General features: G+C 69.6%; 17 protein-coding genes and 1 tRNA gene. 8 read left to right on the top strand and 10 right to left on the bottom strand.

The window, feature by feature from the left end; genetic code table 11:
- Positions 1-5: 5 nt before the first annotated feature.
- On the bottom strand, positions 6-305 hold the full coding sequence (locus ACYQ8K_RS10020; protein WP_459968498.1) for a PE family protein: 300 nt from the start codon (positions 303-305) through the stop codon (positions 6-8).
- Positions 306-713: 408 nt separating this feature from the next.
- Between ACYQ8K_RS10020 and ACYQ8K_RS10015 the strand changes: the two genes are divergently transcribed.
- The gene (locus ACYQ8K_RS10015) at positions 714-1,451 is read left to right on the top strand and encodes an SIMPL domain-containing protein (RefSeq protein WP_459968496.1); all 738 of its coding nucleotides are present in this window, start codon (positions 714-716) and stop codon (positions 1,449-1,451) included.
- A gap of 109 nt (positions 1,452-1,560) precedes the next feature.
- Here ACYQ8K_RS10015 and hpt read toward each other — a convergent pair whose 3' ends face one another.
- The 4 genes from hpt to dacB are packed head-to-tail and all read right to left on the bottom strand — an operon-like array spanning position 1,561 to position 5,619.
- Entirely contained in the window at positions 1,561-2,172 is a 612-nt protein-coding gene (hpt, locus tag ACYQ8K_RS10010; RefSeq protein ID WP_459968494.1) for a hypoxanthine phosphoribosyltransferase, read from the bottom strand.
- Positions 2,173-2,222: 50 nt separating this feature from the next.
- A complete protein-coding gene (tilS, locus tag ACYQ8K_RS10005) occupies positions 2,223-3,197 on the bottom strand; it encodes a tRNA lysidine(34) synthetase TilS (protein ID WP_459968492.1) in 975 nt (324 codons plus the stop codon).
- Positions 3,176-4,237 (bottom strand): zinc-dependent metalloprotease, encoded by a 1,062-nt coding sequence (locus ACYQ8K_RS10000; protein WP_459968490.1) that lies wholly within the window; start codon positions 4,235-4,237, stop codon positions 3,176-3,178. The genes tilS and ACYQ8K_RS10000 overlap by 22 nt, the downstream gene beginning before the upstream one ends.
- Entirely contained in the window at positions 4,234-5,619 is a 1,386-nt protein-coding gene (dacB, locus tag ACYQ8K_RS09995; protein ID WP_459968488.1) for a D-alanyl-D-alanine carboxypeptidase/D-alanyl-D-alanine endopeptidase, read from the bottom strand. Before dacB ends, ACYQ8K_RS10000 begins: the two co-directional genes overlap by 4 nt.
- Positions 5,620-5,725: 106 nt before the next feature.
- Between dacB and ACYQ8K_RS09990 the strand changes: the two genes are divergently transcribed.
- Together ACYQ8K_RS09990 and ACYQ8K_RS09985 are read left to right on the top strand one after the other, a co-directional pair.
- Positions 5,726-6,214 (top strand): inorganic diphosphatase, encoded by a 489-nt coding sequence (locus ACYQ8K_RS09990; protein ID WP_459968486.1) that lies wholly within the window; start codon positions 5,726-5,728, stop codon positions 6,212-6,214.
- A 76-nt stretch (positions 6,215-6,290) separates the two neighbouring features.
- The gene (locus ACYQ8K_RS09985) at positions 6,291-6,983 is read left to right on the top strand and encodes a hypothetical protein (protein ID WP_459968484.1); all 693 of its coding nucleotides are present in this window, start codon (positions 6,291-6,293) and stop codon (positions 6,981-6,983) included.
- On the opposite strand, the gene ACYQ8K_RS09980 is transcribed toward ACYQ8K_RS09985, so the two are convergent.
- Positions 6,980-8,062, bottom strand: coding sequence for a DUF475 domain-containing protein (locus ACYQ8K_RS09980; RefSeq protein WP_459968482.1), 1,083 nt, complete (start codon positions 8,060-8,062; stop codon positions 6,980-6,982). The genes ACYQ8K_RS09985 and ACYQ8K_RS09980 overlap by 4 nt on opposite strands.
- A gap of 128 nt (positions 8,063-8,190) precedes the next feature.
- On the opposite strand from ACYQ8K_RS09980, the gene ACYQ8K_RS09975 reads away from it, so the two are divergent.
- From ACYQ8K_RS09975 to ACYQ8K_RS09965, 3 genes are read left to right on the top strand one after another with little or no spacing between them, the layout of a single operon-like run.
- Complete coding sequence (locus ACYQ8K_RS09975; protein WP_459968480.1) at positions 8,191-9,471, top strand: hypothetical protein; 1,281 nt, start codon at positions 8,191-8,193, stop codon at positions 9,469-9,471.
- Between the two features lie 35 nt (positions 9,472-9,506).
- Positions 9,507-10,205: a glycosyltransferase family 2 protein gene (locus ACYQ8K_RS09970; RefSeq protein WP_459968478.1), complete on the top strand. Its 699-nt coding sequence runs from the start codon at positions 9,507-9,509 to the stop codon at positions 10,203-10,205.
- Positions 10,202-10,543 (top strand): DUF2304 domain-containing protein, encoded by a 342-nt coding sequence (locus tag ACYQ8K_RS09965; protein ID WP_448293791.1) that lies wholly within the window; start codon positions 10,202-10,204, stop codon positions 10,541-10,543. Before ACYQ8K_RS09970 ends, ACYQ8K_RS09965 begins: the two co-directional genes overlap by 4 nt.
- Here ACYQ8K_RS09965 and ACYQ8K_RS09960 read toward each other — a convergent pair.
- Positions 10,540-11,484, bottom strand: coding sequence for an NAD-dependent epimerase/dehydratase family protein (locus ACYQ8K_RS09960; RefSeq protein ID WP_459968476.1), 945 nt, complete (start codon positions 11,482-11,484; stop codon positions 10,540-10,542). The two genes, ACYQ8K_RS09965 and ACYQ8K_RS09960, sit on opposite strands and share 4 nt — an antisense overlap.
- On the opposite strand from ACYQ8K_RS09960, the gene ACYQ8K_RS09955 reads away from it, so the two are divergent.
- Positions 11,450-13,267, top strand: a complete 1,818-nt coding sequence (locus tag ACYQ8K_RS09955; RefSeq protein WP_459968475.1) for a hypothetical protein — start codon at positions 11,450-11,452, stop codon at positions 13,265-13,267. The two genes, ACYQ8K_RS09960 and ACYQ8K_RS09955, sit on opposite strands and share 35 nt — an antisense overlap.
- A gap of 81 nt (positions 13,268-13,348) precedes the next feature.
- On the opposite strand, the gene ACYQ8K_RS09950 is transcribed toward ACYQ8K_RS09955, so the two are convergent.
- Together ACYQ8K_RS09950 and ACYQ8K_RS09945 are read right to left on the bottom strand one after the other, a co-directional pair.
- A tRNA-Thr gene (locus ACYQ8K_RS09950) sits at positions 13,349-13,424 on the bottom strand.
- 54 nt (positions 13,425-13,478) lie between these two features.
- Positions 13,479-14,687, bottom strand: coding sequence for a DNA polymerase III subunit delta' (locus ACYQ8K_RS09945; protein ID WP_459968473.1), 1,209 nt, complete (start codon positions 14,685-14,687; stop codon positions 13,479-13,481).
- Positions 14,688-14,841: 154 nt separating this feature from the next.
- Between ACYQ8K_RS09945 and ACYQ8K_RS09940 the strand changes: the two genes are divergently transcribed.
- Positions 14,842-16,470 carry an adenylate/guanylate cyclase domain-containing protein gene (locus tag ACYQ8K_RS09940; RefSeq protein ID WP_459968472.1) on the top strand — a complete coding sequence of 543 codons (1,629 nt, stop codon included), beginning with the start codon at positions 14,842-14,844 and terminating at the stop codon, positions 16,468-16,470.
- 6 nt (positions 16,471-16,476) lie between these two features.
- Here ACYQ8K_RS09940 and topA read toward each other — a convergent pair whose 3' ends face one another.
- Positions 16,477-19,302: a type I DNA topoisomerase gene (topA, locus tag ACYQ8K_RS09935; protein ID WP_459968470.1), complete on the bottom strand. Its 2,826-nt coding sequence runs from the start codon at positions 19,300-19,302 to the stop codon at positions 16,477-16,479.
- Positions 19,303-19,460: the final 158 nt, after the last annotated feature.

The following is a 19,460-nucleotide window of genomic DNA, read 5'->3' as shown; positions in this document are numbered from 1 at the left end:
CTGGCCTAACCGACCGCGGCGGTATTGGCGATCTCCGTGGCGGCGTACGAACCAGCGTTGATGCCAAGCATTGTCGCCAACTGCTCACGAACTACCGCAGCCTGCGCACTGATCTCCTGGAAGAGCTGGCCGTGCCGGGAGAACTGTTGCGCAGTCAGAATCGAGACCGCGTCTGCCGCGGCGGGCGGCACCATGGTCGTGGTGGCTGCCACCGCGGAACTTCCTTCGCGCACGGACGCATTGATTCTGTGCAGCTCGCGGGCAGCGGCACCCAGTAACTCCGGCTGCGCCATCAAGAAGGACATCTTTTCTCAAAACCCTTTCAGATCAATAGTTCTCGGCGCCGAGAGCCGTGCCGAATCGGACGCCTCGACACGTTAGGGCAGGTATGTCCGGATACGACAGCCCGAGACGGGCCAATTCATCACCGGGACGGAAACTGTTCACTTAGCTGATCTGAAATGCTGCAACATTTGGAATTCGCATGAAAACTATTACAAACCAATATGATTGGAGCCATATATGAACCTATATGAGGCTGCAGTGGCGTCCTTTAGGCTTTGCCAGCAGGCTGGTATGAGGCTAATTCTGCTGTTGCACATATTCTTTCGCGCTGATAGCCGACCTCGCCGGTCACGCCATCGACGACGGCCCCGCACACCGGGGCGAAGTTCGCTCACACAGACGGCGGCCCAGCGGCTAGGGTGCCAGGCATGCCGGTCGCAACGAACGCCTCGAAGTTCATCCGCCGATCGATCGCCGTGGCCGCGGCCGGCCTGACGGTCGCAGCGATCTCGGCCTGCGACAAACACAACCCGCCTCCCGGAGCCAACCCCCGTCAGGTCACGGTCGTGGGCACCGGTCAGATGCAGGGCGTCCCGGACACCCTGACCGCCGACGTCGGCATCGAATTCACCGCGCCCGACGTCACCACGGCGATGAACCAGACCAACGACCGTCAACAGGCGGTCATCAACGCATTGACCGGCGCCGGCATCGACCGCAAGGACATCAGCACCACCGAGGTCACCCTGTCACCGGAATACAACAGCCCCGTGCCGAGCGGCACCGCCGCCATCACGGCGTATCGCGCCACCAACGCCATCGCGGTCAAGATTCACCCGACGGATGCCGCCTCGCGCCTGCTGGCCCTCATCGTCGGCACGGGCGGCGATGCCACCCGGATCAAGTCCGTCCGCTATTCCATCGCCGACGATTCCCAGCTGGTGAAGGACGCCCGGGCGCGGGCCTTCAACGACGCCAAGAACCGCGCCGACCAGTACGCCCAGCTATCCGGGCTGCGGCTGGGCCGGGTGCTGTCCATCTCGGAGGCCACCGGCAACACCCCGCCGCCGGTCGGAGCGCCGCGGGCCATGCCGTCGATGGTGCCGCTGGAGCCCGGCCAGCAGACCGTGAACTTCTCGGTGACCGCGGTGTGGGAGCTGGACTAGCGGCGCTGCCGCGGACGCGGCAGCAATGTCCAAGCCGGGCGCTGGGGGCATACCGCCAACCAGGCGGACGGGTCGCCGCCACTGGACTGAGGCCGACGAATCGGCGGATCTATTGCTGGTAGACCCTGGGGTCCAAGGTGCCGATGTAGGACAGGTCGCGGTAGCGCTCGTCGTAGTCGAGGCCGTAGCCGACGACGAAGTCGTTGGGGATGTCGAAGCCCACGTACGCGATGTCGACGTGGGCTCCCTGCGCGTCGGGCTTGCGCAGCAGCGTGCACACCCGCAGCGAACGCGGGTGCCGCGTCTTGAGGTTGCGCAGCAGCCAGGACAGCGTCAGGCCCGAGTCGACGACGTCCTCGACGATCAGCACGTCGCGACCCTCGATATCGCGGTCCAGGTCCTTGAGGATCCGCACCACGCCCGAGGAGGACGTCGACGACCCGTAGGAGCTGACGGCCATGAATTCGAATTGGGTGGGCAGCGGGATCGCGCGGGCCAGGTCGGTGACAAAGATCACAGCGCCCTTGAGCACGGTGATCAGCAGCAGGTCCTGGCCCGTCTCGGTCGCGGCGTCGCGGTAGCTCTCGCCGATTTCGTGGCCGAGTTCGGCGATTCGCGCCTGAATTTGCGCCGACGTCAGCAGGACAGACTTGATATCCCCGGGGTACAGCTCCCCGGGTTTGGCAGGGGTGATCGCCGAGGAGATCTGGGCCACGCCCACAGAGTGCCACGACGGCGGGCGAATAACCAACGGCAGCCCCGATATTGCGGCTAGTGGATCGGTTTGCCGACCGGCTCGCGCCACAGCGTCAGCACGCCGTCGCGGCGGCCCGCGAACAATCGCTCGTCGGGCAACGAGGACCCGACCGCCACTCCGCCCTGCCCGTGCCATCCGGTGACCAGGGCGTCGACCCCGCGAATCTGCCTGTCGGTCAGGTTCGTTGCGCCCCCGGCCAACAACCAGGCCCGGATCACCCGGCGCCGCACCGGGGCGTCCAGTGTCGCCAGCGCCTGCACCCGCAGGCCGGAGCCCGCCTTGACGTCGGGCAGCGCCCGGGCGGCCAGCGCGTCGATCAGCTCGGAGTCCTCCCGCAAGGACGTCGCGGTGCGGGCCAGCGCCTCGGCCACGCCGCCGCCCAGCACGTCCTCCAGCAGCGGCAGCACCTCGGTGCGCAGCCGGGTCCGGGTGAAGCGGCGGTCGGCGTTGTGCGGATCCTGCCAGGGGGTCAGCCCCAGCTCCGCGCAGGCGGCGTGCGTCACCGCGCGCCGGACCTCCAGCAACGGCCGGCACCACGGCGGATCGTAGGGGCGCATCCCGGCGATCGAGCGCACCCCGGACCCGCGGCCCAACCCCAGCAGCACGGTCTCGGCCTGGTCGTCGAGCGTGTGGCCCAACAGCACCGGGCCGGTGTGATAGGCGCTCAACGCGGCGTAGCGGGCCGCGCGCGCCGCCGCCTCGGGACCGCCCCGGTTGCCCACCTGAACCCGGATCACTTGAGCCGCAACGCATCCCAACGCGACGGCCTGCGCCCGGGCGGCCTCGGCGACGGCCGCCGAGTCGGGTTGCAGGCCGTGGTCGACGATCACCGCCGTGGTGGGCCGCAGCGGGGCCGCCACCGCGGTCAGGGCCAGCGAATCGGGACCGCCGGACAGCGCCACGCACCACGGTTCGACGGTGGCGAGGTGGGTCTTGCCGAACGCCTCGACGGCCGAGCGGAGCCGGCCTACAGCACCCTGTCGATCCATCGCTGAGGCTCTTCGATCTCGGCGGGCAGCGGCAAGGTTTCGGGGCCGCTCCAGACGACGTTGAACTGGGCCATCCCCACCTGGCCGACCACGTGGTCGACGAACGCCTTGCCGCGGGTGTACTGGCTGAGCTTGGCGTCGAGGCCCAGCAGTGCGCGCAACAACCGCTGCAGCGGGGGCTGCTTGCGGTGGCGGCGCTCGTCGAACCGGCGGCGGATGGTGGCCACCGACGGCACCGCCATCGGCCCGACGGCATCCATGACGTGGTCGGCGTGGCCCTCCAGCAGGGTGCCCAACACCAGCAGCTGGTCCAGCGCCTGCCGCTGCGGTTCGGACTGCACCGCGCGCACCAGCCCGAGAATGCCCGACGAGTTGGCGTCGGAGTCCGGCGTTCCGGCGCCGCGGTTGCGGGCATAGTCGGCGAGCCGGCTGATCACCTGCCCCATGTCCTCACCGGCGTCGCGGGTCAGCAGGCCCAGTGCCTGCGACATGTAGTCGGGCAGCCAGGGGTTGGCGGTGAACTGCACGCGATGGGTCACCTCGTGCAGGCACACCCACAGCCGGAAATCGGACGGCTCGACCCGAAGCTGCCGCTCGACCGCGATGACGTTGGGATACACCAGCAGCAGGCAGCCGGTCCTGGCTCCGTCGTCGGCGGCGAACGGGTCGTATTGGCCGAGAATCCCCGAGGACACGTAGGCCAGCACGGCGCCGGTCTGCGCGCCGGTGACGCGGCCGGTGAAAAACCCGCGCGGCTTCTCGGCGCCGTTCATCATCACCCGCATCGACTCGGTGGCCGCGCCGATCCAGTCCGGGCGGTCGACGATGCGCGCGGCCGGCACCTGGCCGTTGGTGACCAGGCCGGTGACGTCACGCACCAGCGGTTCGGCTTTGGTGGACGCGGTGGCGAGCTCGTCGATCACCTGGCGGCGGGTGTAGTCGCTGGACGGCGGGCCCGGACGCGCCAGCCGCCGCCCGACGGTGGCCGCGAACCGCCAGTCGACGGCGGTACCCAGCGTCAGGTCCGGCGACGGCGTCATGAGCACCCGCAGGACCACAACCGAGTGGCCAGGGCATCCATCACGTTGCGGCCGTTCGGGCCGGCGTCGTTGGAGAGGAACGCGAAGGTGAGCACCCGGCCGCTGCGGTCGGTCAGCACCCCGGCCAGCGCGTTGATGCCGGTCAGCGAGCCGGTTTTGGCGCGCAGCCAGCCCGCCGGGCCCTGCGCCGTGGAGGCGTCGGTGAAGCGGTCGGCCAGCGTCCCGCTGCCGGCGGCGATCGGGAGGAGATCCAGCAGCGCCCGCAGCGACGGCTGGTCGGGCCCCGCGGCGGCCTGCAGCACGCCGTCGAGCGTCTTGGCCGTCAGGCGATCGTCGACCGAGAGCCCGCTGGAATCCAGCAGGGTCGCACCCGCGGTGTCGACGTGAGCGGTGGTCAGCCGGTTGGTCACCGCGTCGACGGCGCCGGCGAAGCTGCGCGGCCGGTTGATCGCGGCCGCCACCTCACGTGCGATGCTTTCGGCCAGCACGTTGTCGGAATGATCCATCATCTCGGACAGCCGCTGGACCAGCGGCGCCGACTGCACGACCGCCAGCTGCCGGGCCCCGGACGGCGCGGTCACGGTCGTCACCGCGTTGGGGTCCAGTCCCAGCGCCTTGGCCAGCTCCCGGCCGGCATCCAAGGCCGGGGTCCGGGACCGCCGCGAGTTGACCGTCGACGGCTGGATGCGTCCGGCGTCGATCATCACCGACTCGATCGGCGCGATGTCGCCGTTGTCGACGTCAGCCAGGTCCCAGCCCTGCGCCATCGTCGGCCCGCTGAACGCCGAGGTGTCCACCTGCACCGCAGTCGGCGTCACGCCGCTGCGGCGGATCTGTTCGACCAGGTCGGACAGGCGCGCCGACCCCCGGTACCAGGTGGCCACGCCGGGCGGCGCCGCCGACAGCACCGGGTCACCCGCGCCCACCAGCACGACGGGTCCCTGGGCGTTTTGGCTGCCCGCCACCACGCGGGTGCTGATCCGGGCCTGGTGGTCCAGTGTCAGCAAGGCCGCGGCCGCCGTGAGCACCTTGTTGGTCGAGGCCGGCACCAGCGGCATGTCGCCGCCGACCTGCCACAGCTCCTTTCCGGTGATGGCGTCGGTGACACGTCCGCCCAGCCGGCCCAGGTTCGGGTCGCCCGCTACCGGCGCCAGCATCGCGGCGACGCCGGGTCCGCTGGGTAGCTCGGCGGTGTCGCTCACCGGGACCATGCCCGGCTTCACCGTCGGCGCGTGCGGCGGCGGGATCGGGGCATGCGCACTGTTGGCGCCGTGTCCGGTCGTGGTGAAAAACGTTGCCGCCACCACTACGGCGGCGACAAACGCCAGCACGCCCAACCCGATGAGCACTGGGGTGGATTTTTGCCAGCGAGTACGGGCCATCACTCTCCTGACTGTCTGCACCCATTCTGCCGAATCAGCGGCGATGCGCTCGACTAGGGTGTAGCAGAGCAAAATTGGCCTGCCTAACAGACAAGGAGCCGACGCGGTGGAATTCGACGTGACCATCGAGATCCAAAAGGGCCAGCGGAACAAGTACGAGGTCGACCACGAGACTGGACGGCTACGTCTGGACCGCTACCTGTACACCGCGATGGCCTACCCGACCGACTACGGCTTCATCGAGGACACCCTCGGCGAGGACGGCGACCCGCTGGACGCGATGGTGCTGTTGCCGCAGTCGGTGTTCCCCGGCGTCATCGTGGAGGCCCGCCCGGTGGGCATGTTCCGGATGACCGACGAGAAGGGCGGCGACGACAAGGTCTTGTGCGTGCCGGCCGGCGACCACCGCTGGGACCACGTCCAGGACATCGGCGACGTTTCGGAGTTCGAGCTCGACGTGATCAAGCACTTCTTCGTGCACTACAAGGACCTGGAACCGGGCAAGTTCGTCAAGGCCGCGGACTGGGTCGGCCGCGAAGAGGCCGAAGCGGAGATCCAGCGCTCGATCGAGCGGTTCAAGGCCGAAGGGCACTGAACCACGCCGGCGCGTTGACGCTGTCGGCGTAATCGCGCCCGCGCCGCCGCGGGATTCTCGGTGGCATCCTGGCGATGTGACCCCGGTGCTGCATTTCGCCGCGAACTTCTGGTGGCTGGTTTTCCCGCTGGGCGGTGTGATCGGCGGCGGGCTTCGGGCCATCGGCGCGGCCAATGAGCGCCGGGCCGAGCGCCGGATGGAGCGCTACCGGCTGAAGCAGCAGGCCAAGATCGCGGTGGCCGAGGCATCCGGGCGGGGGCGGACCCACGAGCAAGCCGACCGCCGGGAACTCGCCAAGCTCGTTGCCGCGCACGACCGTACCGACGCGCGGTGGTTCGACTACGAGGTCGACCTCGCGAAGCTGTTGGACTTCCCGTTGATGACCAACATGCGCGACCCGCTCACCATCGCGTTCCACAAGGCGAAGCGGCGCGCCGACCTGCTGCGGCCGGAGCCGCCCGATGCCCTGGTGGGCGACCGGGACGCGCTGCTGGACTACCGCGATGCCGTCCACGAGTACCTCAGCGCGTTCGAGATCGCCGAGGCCGAGGCGATCCGGCGGCGGCGCAGCGACTTCTCGGCCGACGACCAGCAGCGGCTGGCACGCGCCCAGAACCTGCTGCACCTGGCTAACGACGAGGCGGCGACGCGCGAGGAACGCCAGAACGCCTACGCGCGGGCGACCAAGGAGCTCGACCGTTTGATCGCGCTTCCCGCGCCCGCCCGGACCGCCATCGAACAGCGCATCGCCGGGCAGATCGAGGCCTAGACGGGCTCGGCCTCGGCGCGGGCCTCGCGGCGATTGCGCAGGATGCTCCAGCCCAGCGCCGCCGCGATGAAGACCACGCCGACCGAGGCGGTGACGGCCTCGGGGACCTCGAACTTCGGCTCGATGGAGGCGAGCATGATCACCGCCAGCGCCCCGATCGCCCAGTGCGCGCCGTGTTCCAGGTACACGAACCGGCCCAGCGCCTCCTGGCGGACCAGATAGATGGTGATCGACCGGACGAACATCGAGCCGACCAGTCCCAGCCCCAGCGCGATGATGATCGGGTCCGAGGTGATGGCGAAGGCGCCGGTGACGCCGTCGAAGGAGAAGGCGGCGTCCAGGACCTCGAGGTAACCGAACAGGGCCAGGCCGGCCCAGCGCGTCGCCGCGCCGGCCGTGCCGGTGTCGGTGGGGGCCGGCCGGAATGCCCGGCTCAGTCCGTTGACCACCAGATAGGTCACCATGCCCAGCAGCCCGGCGGTCAGCACCGTGGCCGCCTCGTCACTCGAGTGCGTCAACCGCGTGCCGACCAACACCAACGCCAGAGCGGCAACCACCAGCGACACCTGCCCCAATCGGCCGATGCGCGCGAAGGGGATTTCAATCCACTTGAGCCACTTGATGTCTCGGTCATAGAAGACGAAATCCAGAAACAGCATCAAGAGGAAGATGCCACCGAACGCGGCGATCTGGGGATGCGCTGCGATGACGAGCTTTTCGTAGCTGGGCGAGCCGTCCGGGAACTCCAGCGCGCCGTGCGGCGGCGGATGCAGCGCCAGCCCCATCGCGCGCACCGGTTCCAGCCCCGCGGTCGCCCAGACGATGAGTAGCGGGAAGAGCAGTCGCATGCCGAACACGGCGACGAGGATCCCGATCGTCAGGAACATCCGCTGCCAGAAGCGGCTCATCCGCTTCAGGATCGAAGCGTTGATGATGGCGTTGTCGAACGACAGCGACACCTCGAGGGCGGCCAGCACCAGCAGCAGATACAGACCTTTGAAGCCGCCGTAGGCATACCCGAGGCACAGGGCCGCCGCGGTGACCACCAGCGAGACCCCGAAGGTGCGCAACGCGGACATGGATCCTTTCCGACCGCCGATCACACTAGCGAACCGCATCGCCGGGATGGGCGGTCGCTGCGGGCCGCATAGAATTTTCAAATTGTGGCGAAACCTCGGGGCAGTCGGCCGAAACCGCCGCCGACCCGATGACCGAGATCAGCGCCTCGCAGGGGCCGGTGGCGCGCGGCAGCATGGCCCGGGTCGGCACCGCCACCGCCGTGACGGCGCTGTGCGGCTACGCGGTGATCTATCTGGCCGCTCGTGACCTGGCGCCGAGCGGCTTCTCGATATTCGGCGTGTTCTGGGGGGCGTTCGGGCTGGTCACCGGCGCGGCCAACGGCCTGCTGCAGGAAACCACCCGGGAGGTGCGCTCGTGCTCGGTTGGTGGGCCCTACATCGCCGACCTGACCGCCCGGCCCGCGCCGGGCAAGCCCCGCACCCACCCGATGCGCGTCGCCATGCTGGTCGGGGTCGCCGCGGCCGTCCTGATCGCCGGCAGCTCCCCGCTGTGGAGCGGGCGGGTGTTCGTTGAGGCGCGGCTGCTGTCGGTGGCGCTGCTGTCCGTCGGGCTGGCCGGGTTCTGCGTGCATGCCACCCTGCTGGGCATGCTGGCCGGCACCAATCAGTGGACCCGCTACGGCGCGCTGATGGTGACCGACGCCGTCATCCGGGTGCTCGTGGCCGCGGCCACCGTGGCGCTGGGCTGGCGGTTGGTCGGCTTCCTGTGGGCGACGGTGGCGGGCGCGGTCGCCTGGCTGCTCCTGCTGGTCGCCTCGCCGGCGACCAGGGCCACGGCCCGCCTGCTGACGCCGGGCGGCACCGCGACCTTTCTTCGGGGCGCGGCGCATTCGATCACCGCGGCCGGCGCCAGCGCGATCCTGGTGATGGGTTTTCCGGTGCTGCTGAAGCTGACCAGCGCCGAGCTCGGCGCGCAGGGCGGGGTGATCATCCTGGCCGTCACGCTGACCCGCGCGCCGCTGCTGGTGCCGCTGACGGCCATGCAGGGCAACCTGATTGCCCATTTCGTCGACGAGCGCAGCGACCGGATCCGCGCGCTGCTCGCCCCGGCGGCGATCGTCGGGGCGATCGGCGCGGTCGGGGTGCTGGCCGCGGGCCTGGTGGGTCCGTGGCTGTTGCGGGTCGCGTTCGGGCCGCAGTACCACGCCAGCAGCGCGCTGCTGGCGTGGCTGACCGCGGCCGCGGTGGCGATCGCCATGCTGACGCTGACCGGGGCGGCGGCGGTGGCCGCCGCGCTGCACCGCGCCTACTCGCTGGGCTGGGTGAGCGCCACGGTCGGGTCGGGATTGCTGCTGTTGCTGCCGTTGTCCCTGCAGACCCGGACCGTGGTCGGGTTGCTGTGCGGACCGGTGGTGGGGATCGGCGTCCATCTGCTGGCGCTGTCGCGCGCCGCGCGCTCTACCGGCTGATATGACCTGCACCAGCGTGTACCTTGTGGGCTTAGATGGGTACTGAAACGCATTATTCGGTCGTCTGGGTCGTCATTCCCGCCTTCAACGAAGCAGCTGTCATCGGCGAGGTGGTCGCCGACGTGCGCTCGGTGTTCGACCATGTCGTCTGCGTGGACGACGGCAGCGCCGACGGCACCGGCGAGATCGCGCTGCGGGCCGGAGCCCATCTGGTGCGGCATCCGATCAACCTCGGGCAGGGCGCCGCCATCCAGACCGGCGTCGAGTATGCCCGCAGGCAGCCCGGGGCCCAGATTTTCGCGACCTTCGACGCCGACGGCCAGCACCGCGTCAAGGACCTGGCGACCATGGTCGACCGGTTGCGGGCCGGCGATGTGGACGTCGTCATCGGCACCCGGTTCGGCACGCAACAAAGCGCCCGGCCGCCGTTCGTCAAGCGGATCGTGCTGCAGACCGCCGCCCGGTTGAGCCGGCGCGGCCGCCGACTTGGCCTGACCGACACCAACAATGGGCTGCGGGTGTTCAACAAAAAGGTCGCCGACGGCCTGGACATCACCATGAGCGGCATGAGCCACGCCAACGAATTCATCATGCTGATCGACGAAAACCAATGGCGCGTCGCCGAAGAGCCGATCGAGGTGCTCTACACCGAGTACTCGAGGTCGAAGGGGCAGCCCCTGCTCAACGGTGTCAACATCATTTTCGACGGGTTCCTGCGAGGGAGGACTCCATGAACTGGATCCAAGTGCTGCTGATCGGATCGATCGTCGCGCTGTTGGTGTATCTGCTGCGGTCGCGCCGCAATTCGCGGTCGAAGGCGTGGGTCAAGGTCGGCTACGTCGTGTTCGTGCTGGCCGGCATCTACGCCGTGCTGCGGCCCGACGACACCACGGTGGTGGCGCACTGGTTCGGGGTGCGCCGCGGCACCGACCTGATGCTCTACGCGCTGATCATGGCGTTCTGCTTCACCACGCTCAGCACCTACATGCGGTTCAAGGACCTGGAGCTGCGCTACGCGCGGCTGGCCCGGGCGGTGGCGATGGACTCCGCGCAGGCGCCCGAAGGGGGCTAGCCGGCCTGAGCCCGCCGGAAGAATTCCACGGTGCGGGCCACCCCGTCGGACAGTTCGACCTTCGGTTTCCAGCCCAAAACCTTTGCGGCCAAACCGATGTCGAGGCAGGACCGCTTGAGGTCGCCAAGCCGCGGCGGCGCGAACTCCGGATCATCGGGTCCCCCGACAGCGGCGGCCACCGCCGAATGCAATTGGCGGTCCGAGGTTTCGATGCCGGTGCCGATGTTGAAGCGCTGCCCGCCGCCGGCGTCTCCGGCCGCCCTGACGAAGGCGTCCACGACGTCGTCGACGAAGACGTAGTCGCGGGTGTTGCTGCCGTCCCCGAAGACCTTGGTGGGCTTACCCGAGAGCAGCGCCTGGGCGAAGATCGCCACCACGCCGGCCTCGCCGTGCGGATCCTGGCGTGGGCCATAGACATTCGCCGGCGCGATGTGCGAGCAGTCCAGACCGTACAGGTGGCGGAAGGTGTTCAGGTAGATCTCGCCGGCCACCTTCCCGGCGGCGTAGGGCGAAGCAGGATCAGTGGGGTCGTCCTCACTGGTGGGGTATCGCGGCGGGGTGCCGTAGATGGAACCCCCCGAGGAGGTGTGCACGATCTTGCGGACCTGCGCCCGGCGGGCCGCCTCGGCCAGGCGGACCGTGCCGATGACGTTGACCGAGGCGTCGAACTGCGGGTCGGCCACCGAGTGCCGCACGTCGATCTGGGCCGCCAGGTGGAACACCACCTCCGGTCGGTGCTCGGCGAGGATAGCCTCCAGGTCGGCGGTCACGATGTCGGCCTCGACGAAGACGTGAGCCGGATTGTCGGCCAGGTGCTCGAGGTTGGTCGCGCGGCCGGAGGCGAAGTTGTCCAGCCCCACCACCGCATGACCGTCGGCTAACAGACGGTCGACTAGCGTCGAGCCGATGAATCCGGCCGCCCCGGTAACCAGTGCACGCACCGGCCCACCATACATAGCGACCGCGGCCGCCGCGCTCATCGCGGTGCAGCTGGCGGTGCGGGCGGTGCTGGCGTTCGGCGGCTACTTCTACTGGGACGACCTGATCCTCATCGGCAAGGCCGGCACCCACAACCTGCTCGCGCCGTCGTACCTGTTCGACGACCACGACGGGCACGTCATGCCCGGGGCATTTCTGGTCGCGGGCACCATCATCCGGCTCGCGCCGCTGAACTGGACCTGGCCGGCGGTCAGCCTGCTGGTGCTGCAGCTGCTGGCGTCGCTGGCGTTGTTGCGCGCGCTGTGCGTCATCCTGGGCTGGCGGCCGGTCCTGCTGATCCCGTTGACGTTCGCGTTGTTCACGCCGCTGGCCGTGCCGGGATTCGCGTGGTGGGCGGCGGCGCTGAACTCGCTGCCGATGCTGGCCGCGCTGGCCTGGGTGTGCGCAGACGCCATCCTGCTGGTGCGCACCGGCAAACAGCGGTACGCCGTGACCGCAGTGCTGGTCTACTTCGGCGGCCTGCTGTTCTTCGAGAAGGCCGCGGTGATCCCGTTCGTCGCGTTCGCGGTGACCGCGCTGCTGTGCCACGTCACCGGAGATCGGAGCCTGGCGTCGGCGCTGGCGACGGTGTGGCGCGCCGGCCTGCGATTGTGGACCGCCGCGCTGGTCCTCACCGCGGCCTGGATCGCACTGTATCTGGCCGTGGTCAACCAGCAGCGGTGGAGTTCCGACCTGTCGATGACGGGCCGGCTGCTGATGCGCTCGCTCACGCACGGCATCGTGCCGGGGCTGGCCGGCGGGCCGTGGCACTGGGACCGGTGGGCTCCGGCCTCGCCCTGGGCGACGCCCCCGCCGTCGGTCATGGCGCTGGGCTGGCTGGTGCTGGCGACCATCCTGGCGGTGTCGCTGGTGCGCAAGGAGCGCATCGGGCCGGTCTGGCTGATCGCCGTCGGTTACGCCGTCGCCTGCCAGGTGCCGATCTACCTGATGCGGTCGTCGAGGCAGACCGCGCTGGAACTCGCGCAAACGCTGCGCTACCTGCCGGATCTGGTCGTGGTGCTGGCGCTACTGGCCGCCGTGGCGTTGTGTGCCCCCAACCGGCGGGCCGGGCCCCGGTGGCTGGACGCCTCGCCGAAGCGCACCGCGGTGGTCGCGATGTTGGCGGTGTTGTTCGCGGCCAGCAGCCTGCGCTCGACGGCGACGTTCCTGACCAGCTGGCGCGACAATCCGGCCGAGCCCTATCTGCGCAACGCCCGGGCCGCTCTGGCCGCGGCCCACGCCGCCGCGGACCCGCCGCTGCTGGACCAGGAGGTCGATCCGTTGGTGCTGCAGCGGGTGGCCGCACCGGAGAACCTGGCCAGCCACCTGTTCGCGCTGCTGCGAGACAGGCCCGAATTCGCGCCCGCGACAACGCAATTGCGCATGTTCGACCGCTCGGGCCGGTTGATCAAGGCGCGGGTCACCTGGGTGCGGACCATCGTGCCCGGGCCGATGCCGCAGTGCGGCTACTTCGCCCAGCCGGACAAGCCGGCCCGCCTGATCCTGGACGGCCCGCTGCTGCCCGCCGACTGGACCGTCGAACTGAACTACCTGGCCAACAGCGACGGCTCGATGACGCTGAAGATGACGCAGGGTCCCGAGGTCAAGGTGCCGCTGCACCCCGGACTCAACCGGGTCTTCGCCAGGCTGCCCGGCGCCGGCGACGCGATCACCGTGCGCGCCAACACCACCGCGTTGGCGTTGTGCATCGCGTCGGGCCCGGTGGGCTTCGTGGCGCCCGCCTGACCGCTTGGCTCGCCGTCACGCCGGCGTGACGCTCGGTGCCGACGGTCACGCTGGCGTGACGCTCGGCGTCCCGGGAAGCTATGGAGCCGCCTGGGGGAATCGAACCCCCGACCTATTCATTACGAGTGAATCGCTCTACCGACTGAGCTAAGGCGGCATACCCGCACGCCGGGCGGCACGAGTCTACGGCAGGCGGGCGGGCACCACGAAATCAGTCGCGCAGTTCCTGGCCGATGGTCGCGACCATGGCGTCGACGGCGAACTTGGGCTTGACGTTGATCGCCAGTGCCTCGCGGCACTCGAGCACCGCTTCGATGCAGCGCAGCAGCCGCGCGGGCGGGGCGTGGGCGGCCAGCGCCGCGACCTTCTCGGCCATGTCGGGGTGGTTGGCCCGCACCTCCCCGGCGCTGGCGGAGGTCATCAGCGCGTCCCGGAAATAGGTGGCCAGGTCGATCAGCGCGCGGTCCAGGGCGTCGCGCGAGGCCCGGGTCTGGCGCGACTTCTGCCGTCGCTCAAGGTCCTTCATCGCCCCGGCCGCGCCGCGCATCGCGCCCGCGGTGCCCTTGCCGGTGCCGCCTGCGCCCAGGGCGGTGCGCAGCTCCTCGGTCTCGGCCTCGGCGCGGTCGGCGGTCAGCACGACGGCCTCGGCCTCGGCCGCGGCCACCAGCTCTTCGGCGGCGGCGTAGGCCCGCGACGGGGTGGCGGCGTCGCGCACCAGCGACAGCGACCGCTCCCGGCGCTCCCTGGCCTCGGGATCGGTGGCCAGCCGGCGCGCCCGCCCCACATGCCCGCCGCTGACCGACGCCGCCCAGCTCGCCGTGGCCGGGCTCAGGCCGTCGCTGTCGACCAGCACGTGCGCGATCGCCTCGGTCGACGGCGTCACCAGCGCCACATGCCGGCACCGGGAGCGCAGCGTGATGGCGATGTCCTCGGGATCCACCGACGGCGCGCACAGCAGGAACACCGTCGACGGCGGCGGTTCCTCGACCACCTTCAGCAGGGCGTTGGCGGCGCCCTCGGTCAGCCGATCGGCGTCTTCGATCACCACGATCTGCCAGTGCCCGGTGGCGGGGCGCCGCGACGCGATCTGCACGATCGATCGCATCTCGTCGACGCCGATGGACAGGCCCTCGGGAATCACCCGCCGCACGTCGGCGTGGGTGCCGGCCATGGTCGTCGTGCACGCGTGGCAGCGGCCGCACCCCGGCTCCCCGTCTGAGGTGCACTGCAGCGCGGCGGCGAAGCACAACGCCGCCACTGAGCGCCCCGAACCGGGCGGACCGGTGATCAGCCACGCATGTGTCATAGTCCCGGCGCCCGCGTCACTGTGGCCTGAGTCACCGCGAGCGGCTCTGGCGGCGGACAGCAGCTCGGCCGTCACCGCGTCCTGGCCTACCAGCCGCGTAAACACCCCGGACATCACCGGTAACAGTAGTGGCGGCGCCGACAGATACCGAACGGCCACCGTACCGCGACCATTTCGTTATCTTCGGCGTCGGCGAGGGCACCCGAACGACCTGCCGAGATCGTTATTAAGTTTCCGGGAGGTCGGCGGTGACCGATACGGTGGGTTAGTGACAACGGCGGCGGCACTACCGGGGCGGATCAGCGCATTCGTCCGCTGGGTGATGCGCACGCCGTGGCCGCTGTTCTCGCTCAGCATGCTGCAGGCCGACATCATCGGCGCCCTGTTCGTGCTCGGCTTCCTCCGCTACGCGCTGCCGCCCGAGGACCGCATCCAGTTGCAGGATCTGCCGGTGCTGAACCTGGCGATCTTCGCCACCGCCCTGGTGGTCGTCTTCCTCACCGGATTGGCCGTGACGCTGCGGCTGCTGATGCCGGTGTTCCGGTGGCAGCGCCGCGACAACATGCTCGCCGAGGCCGACCCGGCCGCCACCGAACTGGCCCGCAGCCGCGCGCTGCGAATGCCGTTCTACCGCACCCTGATCAGCATCGTGGCCTGGGCGATCGGCAGCGTGGTGTTCATCATCGCCAGCTGGTCGGTGGCCCGATTCGCCGCGCCCGTGGTCGCGGTGTCCACCGGGCTCGGGGCCGCGGCCACCTCGATCATCGGCTACCTGCAGTCCGAGCGGGTGTTGCGGCCCGTGGCGGTGGCCGCCCTGCGCAGCGGGGTGCCCGAGAACGTCAAGGCGCCCGGCGTCATCCTGCGGCAGATCCTGACCTGGATGCTGTCCACCGCCGTGCCGGTGCTGGCGATCGTGCTGGCGGTGGTGGCCGACAAGACCTCGCTGCTGCACGCCACGCCGGAGAAGCTGTTCACCCCCATCCTGTTGCTGGCGTGCGCCGCGCTGGGCATCGGGCTGGTCAGCACGCTGCTGGTGGCCATGTCGATCGCCGACCCGCTGCGCCAGCTGCGCTGGGCGCTCTCGGAGGTGCAGCGCGGAAACTACAACGCGCACATGCAGATCTACGACGCCAGCGAGCTGGGCCTGCTGCAGGCGGGCTTCAACGACATGGTGCGCGACCTGTCCGAGCGGCAGCGGCTGCGCGACCTGTTCGGCCGCTACGTCGGCGAGGACGTGGCCCGCCGCGCGCTGGAACGGGGCACCGAGCTCGGCGGCCAGGAGCGCGATGTCGCGGTGCTGTTCGTGGACCTGGTCGGCTCCACCCAGCTGGCCTCGACCCGGCCGCCCGCCGAGGTCGTCCACCTGCTCAACGAGTTCTTCCGGGTGGTGGTGGAAACCGTTGGCAAGCATGGTGGTTTCGTCAACAAGTTCCAGGGGGACGCCGCGCTGGCAATTTTCGGCGCGCCTATCGAGCACCCCGACTCGCCCGGCGGCGCGCTGGCCGCGGCCCGCGAATTGCACGACGCGCTGCTGCCGGTGATCGGCTCGGCGGAGTTCGGCATCGGGGTGTCATCCGGGCGGGCCATCGCCGGCCACATCGGCGCGCAGGCCCGCTTCGAGTACACGGTGATCGGCGACCCGGTCAACGAGGCCGCCCGGCTGACCGAACTCGCCAAGCTGGAACCCGGCCACGTGCTCGCATCGGCCATCGCGGTCAGCGGGGCGCTGGACGCCGAGGCCCTGTGCTGGGACGTCGGCGAGGTGGTCGAGTTGCGCGGCCGTCGGGCGCCCACCCAACTGGCGCGTCCGGTGAACCTGGCCGGAATTGCCGAGTCGGAGCCCACTCAGGCTCGCGCCGAAGAGATGTCCGGCGAGGCCATCGGCCCGGGCTACTGAGCCGGATCAACCGCGCTTGGCGGCCTTTTTGGCCACGGACTTCTTGGCCGGGGCCTTGCGGGTGGCCTTCTTGGCGGGGCGCTTCGCCGGGCCACGAGCCCGGCGATCGGCCAGCAGTTCCGCGGCGCGCTCGTCGGTGATCGAGACGACGTCGTCGCCCTTGCGCAGGCTGGCGTTCGTCTCGCCGTCGGTGACGTACGGGCCGAACCGGCCGTCCTTGATCACCATCGGCTTGCCCGTCGTCGGATCGGCGCCCAGCTCACGCAGCGGCGGCGCGGCGGCGCCCTGCCTGCCACGGCGTTTGGGCTCGGCGTAGATCTTGAGCGCTTCCTCGAGGGTGATGTCGAACATCTGCTCCTCGGTCGCCAGCGATCGAGAATCGGTGCCGCGCTTCAGATATGGGCCGTAGCGGCCGTTCTGCGCGGTGATCTCCTCGCCGGTGGCGGGGTCGACGCCGACCACCCGGGGCAGCGAGAGCAGCCGCAGCGCGTCCTCGAGCGTGACCGTCTGCAAGTCCATGGTCCGCAGCAGCGAACCGGTGCGCGGCTTGGGGCCGGTGGGCTTCTTGCCCTTCTTCGCCGGCGCGGCGCTGCCGTCGTCGTCGCCGGGCGGCGGCTCCGGCAGGACCTCGGAAACGTATGGCCCGTAACGGCCGTCCTTGGCGACGATCTCGTGACCCGTTGCCGGGTCCACCCCCAGCACGCGGCCCTCCTGCGGCGTGGCGAACAGCTGCTCGGCCACCTCCAGCGTCAGCTCGTCGGGCGTCAGCGAATCGTTGAGGTTGGCCCGCTGCGGTTTCAGTTCGCCGCTGGGATCATCGGGGTCGCCGGTCACCATGCGCTCCAGGTACGGCCCGTTCTTGCCCACCCGGACGTAGACCGGCCGGCCCTGCTCGTCGTCAAAGAGCTTGATGGAGTTAACTTCTCGGGCGTCGATGCCTTCCAGGTTGACGCCGACGAGTTTCTTCAGGCCGCCGGAGCGGGCTATCGATTCCGGCACGCCGTGCTCGCCGCCGAAGTAGAAGTTGTTCAGCCATGTGGTGCGCTGCTCGTTGCCCGCGGCGATCGCGTCCAGCTCGTCTTCCATCGCGGCGGTGAAGTCGTAGTCGACGAGGCGGCCGAAATGCTGTTCCAGCAAACCGGTTACGGCGAACGCCACCCAGGACGGCACCAGCGCGCTGCCCTTCTTGTGCACGTAGCCGCGGTCCTGGATGGTCTTGATGATCGACGAGTACGTCGACGGGCGGCCGATGCCCAGCTCTTCGAGCGCCTTCACCAGTGACGCCTCGGTGTAGCGCGCCGGCGGGTTGGTGGCGTGTCCGTCGGGGGTGAGTTCGATGGCGTCCAGCCGCTGGCCCTGGGTCAGCTGCGGCAGCCGGCTCTCGGCGTCGTCGGCCTCGCCGCCGGCCAATTCGTCAACCGTCTCCACGTAGGCCTTCAGGAAGCCCGCGAACGTGATGGTGCGGCCGCTGGCCGAGAACACGACCTCCCGGCCGCCGGATTGGCCGTTGATCCGCAGGCTCAGCGTGGTGCCGCGGGCATCGGCCATCTGCGAGGCCACCGTGCGCTGCCAGATCAGCTCGTAGATGCGGAATTCGTCGCCGTCGAGTTCGCGGCGCACCGCGTCCGGGGTCGCGAACGTCTCGCCCGCGGGCCGGATGGCCTCGTGGGCCTCCTGGGCGTTCTTGACCTTGCGGGTGTACTGGCGCGGCGACGGGGACACGTATTCGGCGCCGTAGAGCTGGCGGGCCTGGGTGCGCGCGGCGTTGATCGCCGACTCCGACAGCGTCGTGGAGTCGGTACGCATATAGGTGATGTAGCCGTTCTCGTAGAGCCGCTGGGCGATGCTCATCGTGCGCTCGGAGGAGAACCGCAACTTGCGGCCGGCTTCCTGCTGCAGCGTCGAGGTCATGAACGGCGCGTAGGGGCGCCGGGTGTAGGGCTTCTCCTCCACCGACGCGACGTTGAGCTGGGCGCCGCGCAGGCCCGCCGCCAGCTCCGTCGCGCTCGCCTCGTCGAGGATGGTCACCTCGTTGGCCTTGCGCAGCTGCCCCAGCGAGTCGAAGTCGCGGCCGGCGGCCACGCGCAGGCCGTCGACGCCGGTCAGGCGGGCGGTGAAGGTGGGCGGCGAGGCCTGCGGGTCGGACACGCTGGCGTCGAGCTGGGCCACGATATCCCAGTAGGAGGCGCTGCGAAACGCCATGCGGTCGCGTTCGCGCTGCACGATGATCCGGGTGGCCACCGACTGGACCCGGCCGGCCGACAGCTTCGGCGCAACCTTCTTCCACAGCACGGGGCTGACCTCGTAGCCGTACAGGCGGTCCAGAATGCGCCGGGTTTCCTGCGCGTCGACCAGGTCAATGTCCAGGTCGCGGGGGTTCTCGGCGGCCTCGAGGATTGCCGGCTCGGTGATCTCGTGGAACACCATCCGCTTGACCGGGATGTTCGGCTTCAGGGTTTCCAGCAGGTGCCAGGCGATCGCTTCGCCCTCGCGGTCACCATCCGTGGCCAGATAGAGCTCGTCGACTTCCTTGAGTAGGCCCTTGAGCTCGGTGACCGTGCTCTTCTTCTCGGGGCTGATGATGTACAGCGGTTCGAAGTCCGCGTCGACGTTGACCCCGAGGCGGGCCCACGGCTCCGACTTGAATTTCGCCGGCACGTCGGCGGCGGCCCGGGGCAGGTCGCGGATGTGACCGCGCGAGGACTCGACGATGTACCTGGAACCCAGGTAGCTGGCCAGTTTGCGCGCCTTGGTGGGCGACTCGACGATCACGAGTCGCCGGCGGCTGCCATTCCCGCCGCTGCCGGTGTCCTTTAGTTTCGGGTCAGCCAACTGCCCTTACGCTCCATCTCTGATTGGTCCCCCCTGCGAGACCACCTGCAGGAAGAATGACAGGTCGGCATCGAAAATTCCGGTGAAATTCAGGTACGCGACCGTTCCTTCGCCCTGCGGCACCTGACAATTTCGCACCCTTGGGCGGGCCTGCGCAA

Source organism: Mycobacterium sp. MUNTM1 (assembly GCF_054660795.1).
The sequence above is the reverse complement of the archived record's forward strand: the minus strand, read 5'-3'. Positions and strand labels throughout refer to the sequence as shown.

Bases quoted from the DNA above. Each gene is read 5' to 3' on its own strand.
- ACYQ8K_RS10020 (WP_459968498.1), bottom strand. From the start codon at position 305: ATGTCCTTCTTGATGGCGCAGCCGGAGTTACTGGGTGCCGCTGCCCGC.
- ACYQ8K_RS10015 (WP_459968496.1), top strand. From the start codon at position 714: ATGCCGGTCGCAACGAACGCCTCGAAGTTCATCCGCCGATCGATCGCC.
- tilS (WP_459968492.1), bottom strand. From the start codon at position 3,197: ATGGATCGACAGGGTGCTGTAGGCCGGCTCCGCTCGGCCGTCGAGGCG.
- ACYQ8K_RS10000 (WP_459968490.1), bottom strand. From the start codon at position 4,237: ATGACGCCGTCGCCGGACCTGACGCTGGGTACCGCCGTCGACTGGCGG.
- dacB (WP_459968488.1), bottom strand. From the start codon at position 5,619: ATGGCCCGTACTCGCTGGCAAAAATCCACCCCAGTGCTCATCGGGTTG.
- ACYQ8K_RS09980 (WP_459968482.1), bottom strand. From the start codon at position 8,062: ATGTCCGCGTTGCGCACCTTCGGGGTCTCGCTGGTGGTCACCGCGGCG.
- ACYQ8K_RS09975 (WP_459968480.1), top strand. From the start codon at position 8,191: ATGACCGAGATCAGCGCCTCGCAGGGGCCGGTGGCGCGCGGCAGCATG.
- ACYQ8K_RS09970 (WP_459968478.1), top strand. From the start codon at position 9,507: ATGGGTACTGAAACGCATTATTCGGTCGTCTGGGTCGTCATTCCCGCC.
- ACYQ8K_RS09965 (WP_448293791.1), top strand. From the start codon at position 10,202: ATGAACTGGATCCAAGTGCTGCTGATCGGATCGATCGTCGCGCTGTTG.
- ACYQ8K_RS09955 (WP_459968475.1), top strand. From the start codon at position 11,450: ATGAATCCGGCCGCCCCGGTAACCAGTGCACGCACCGGCCCACCATAC.
- ACYQ8K_RS09945 (WP_459968473.1), bottom strand. From the start codon at position 14,687: ATGTCCGGGGTGTTTACGCGGCTGGTAGGCCAGGACGCGGTGACGGCC.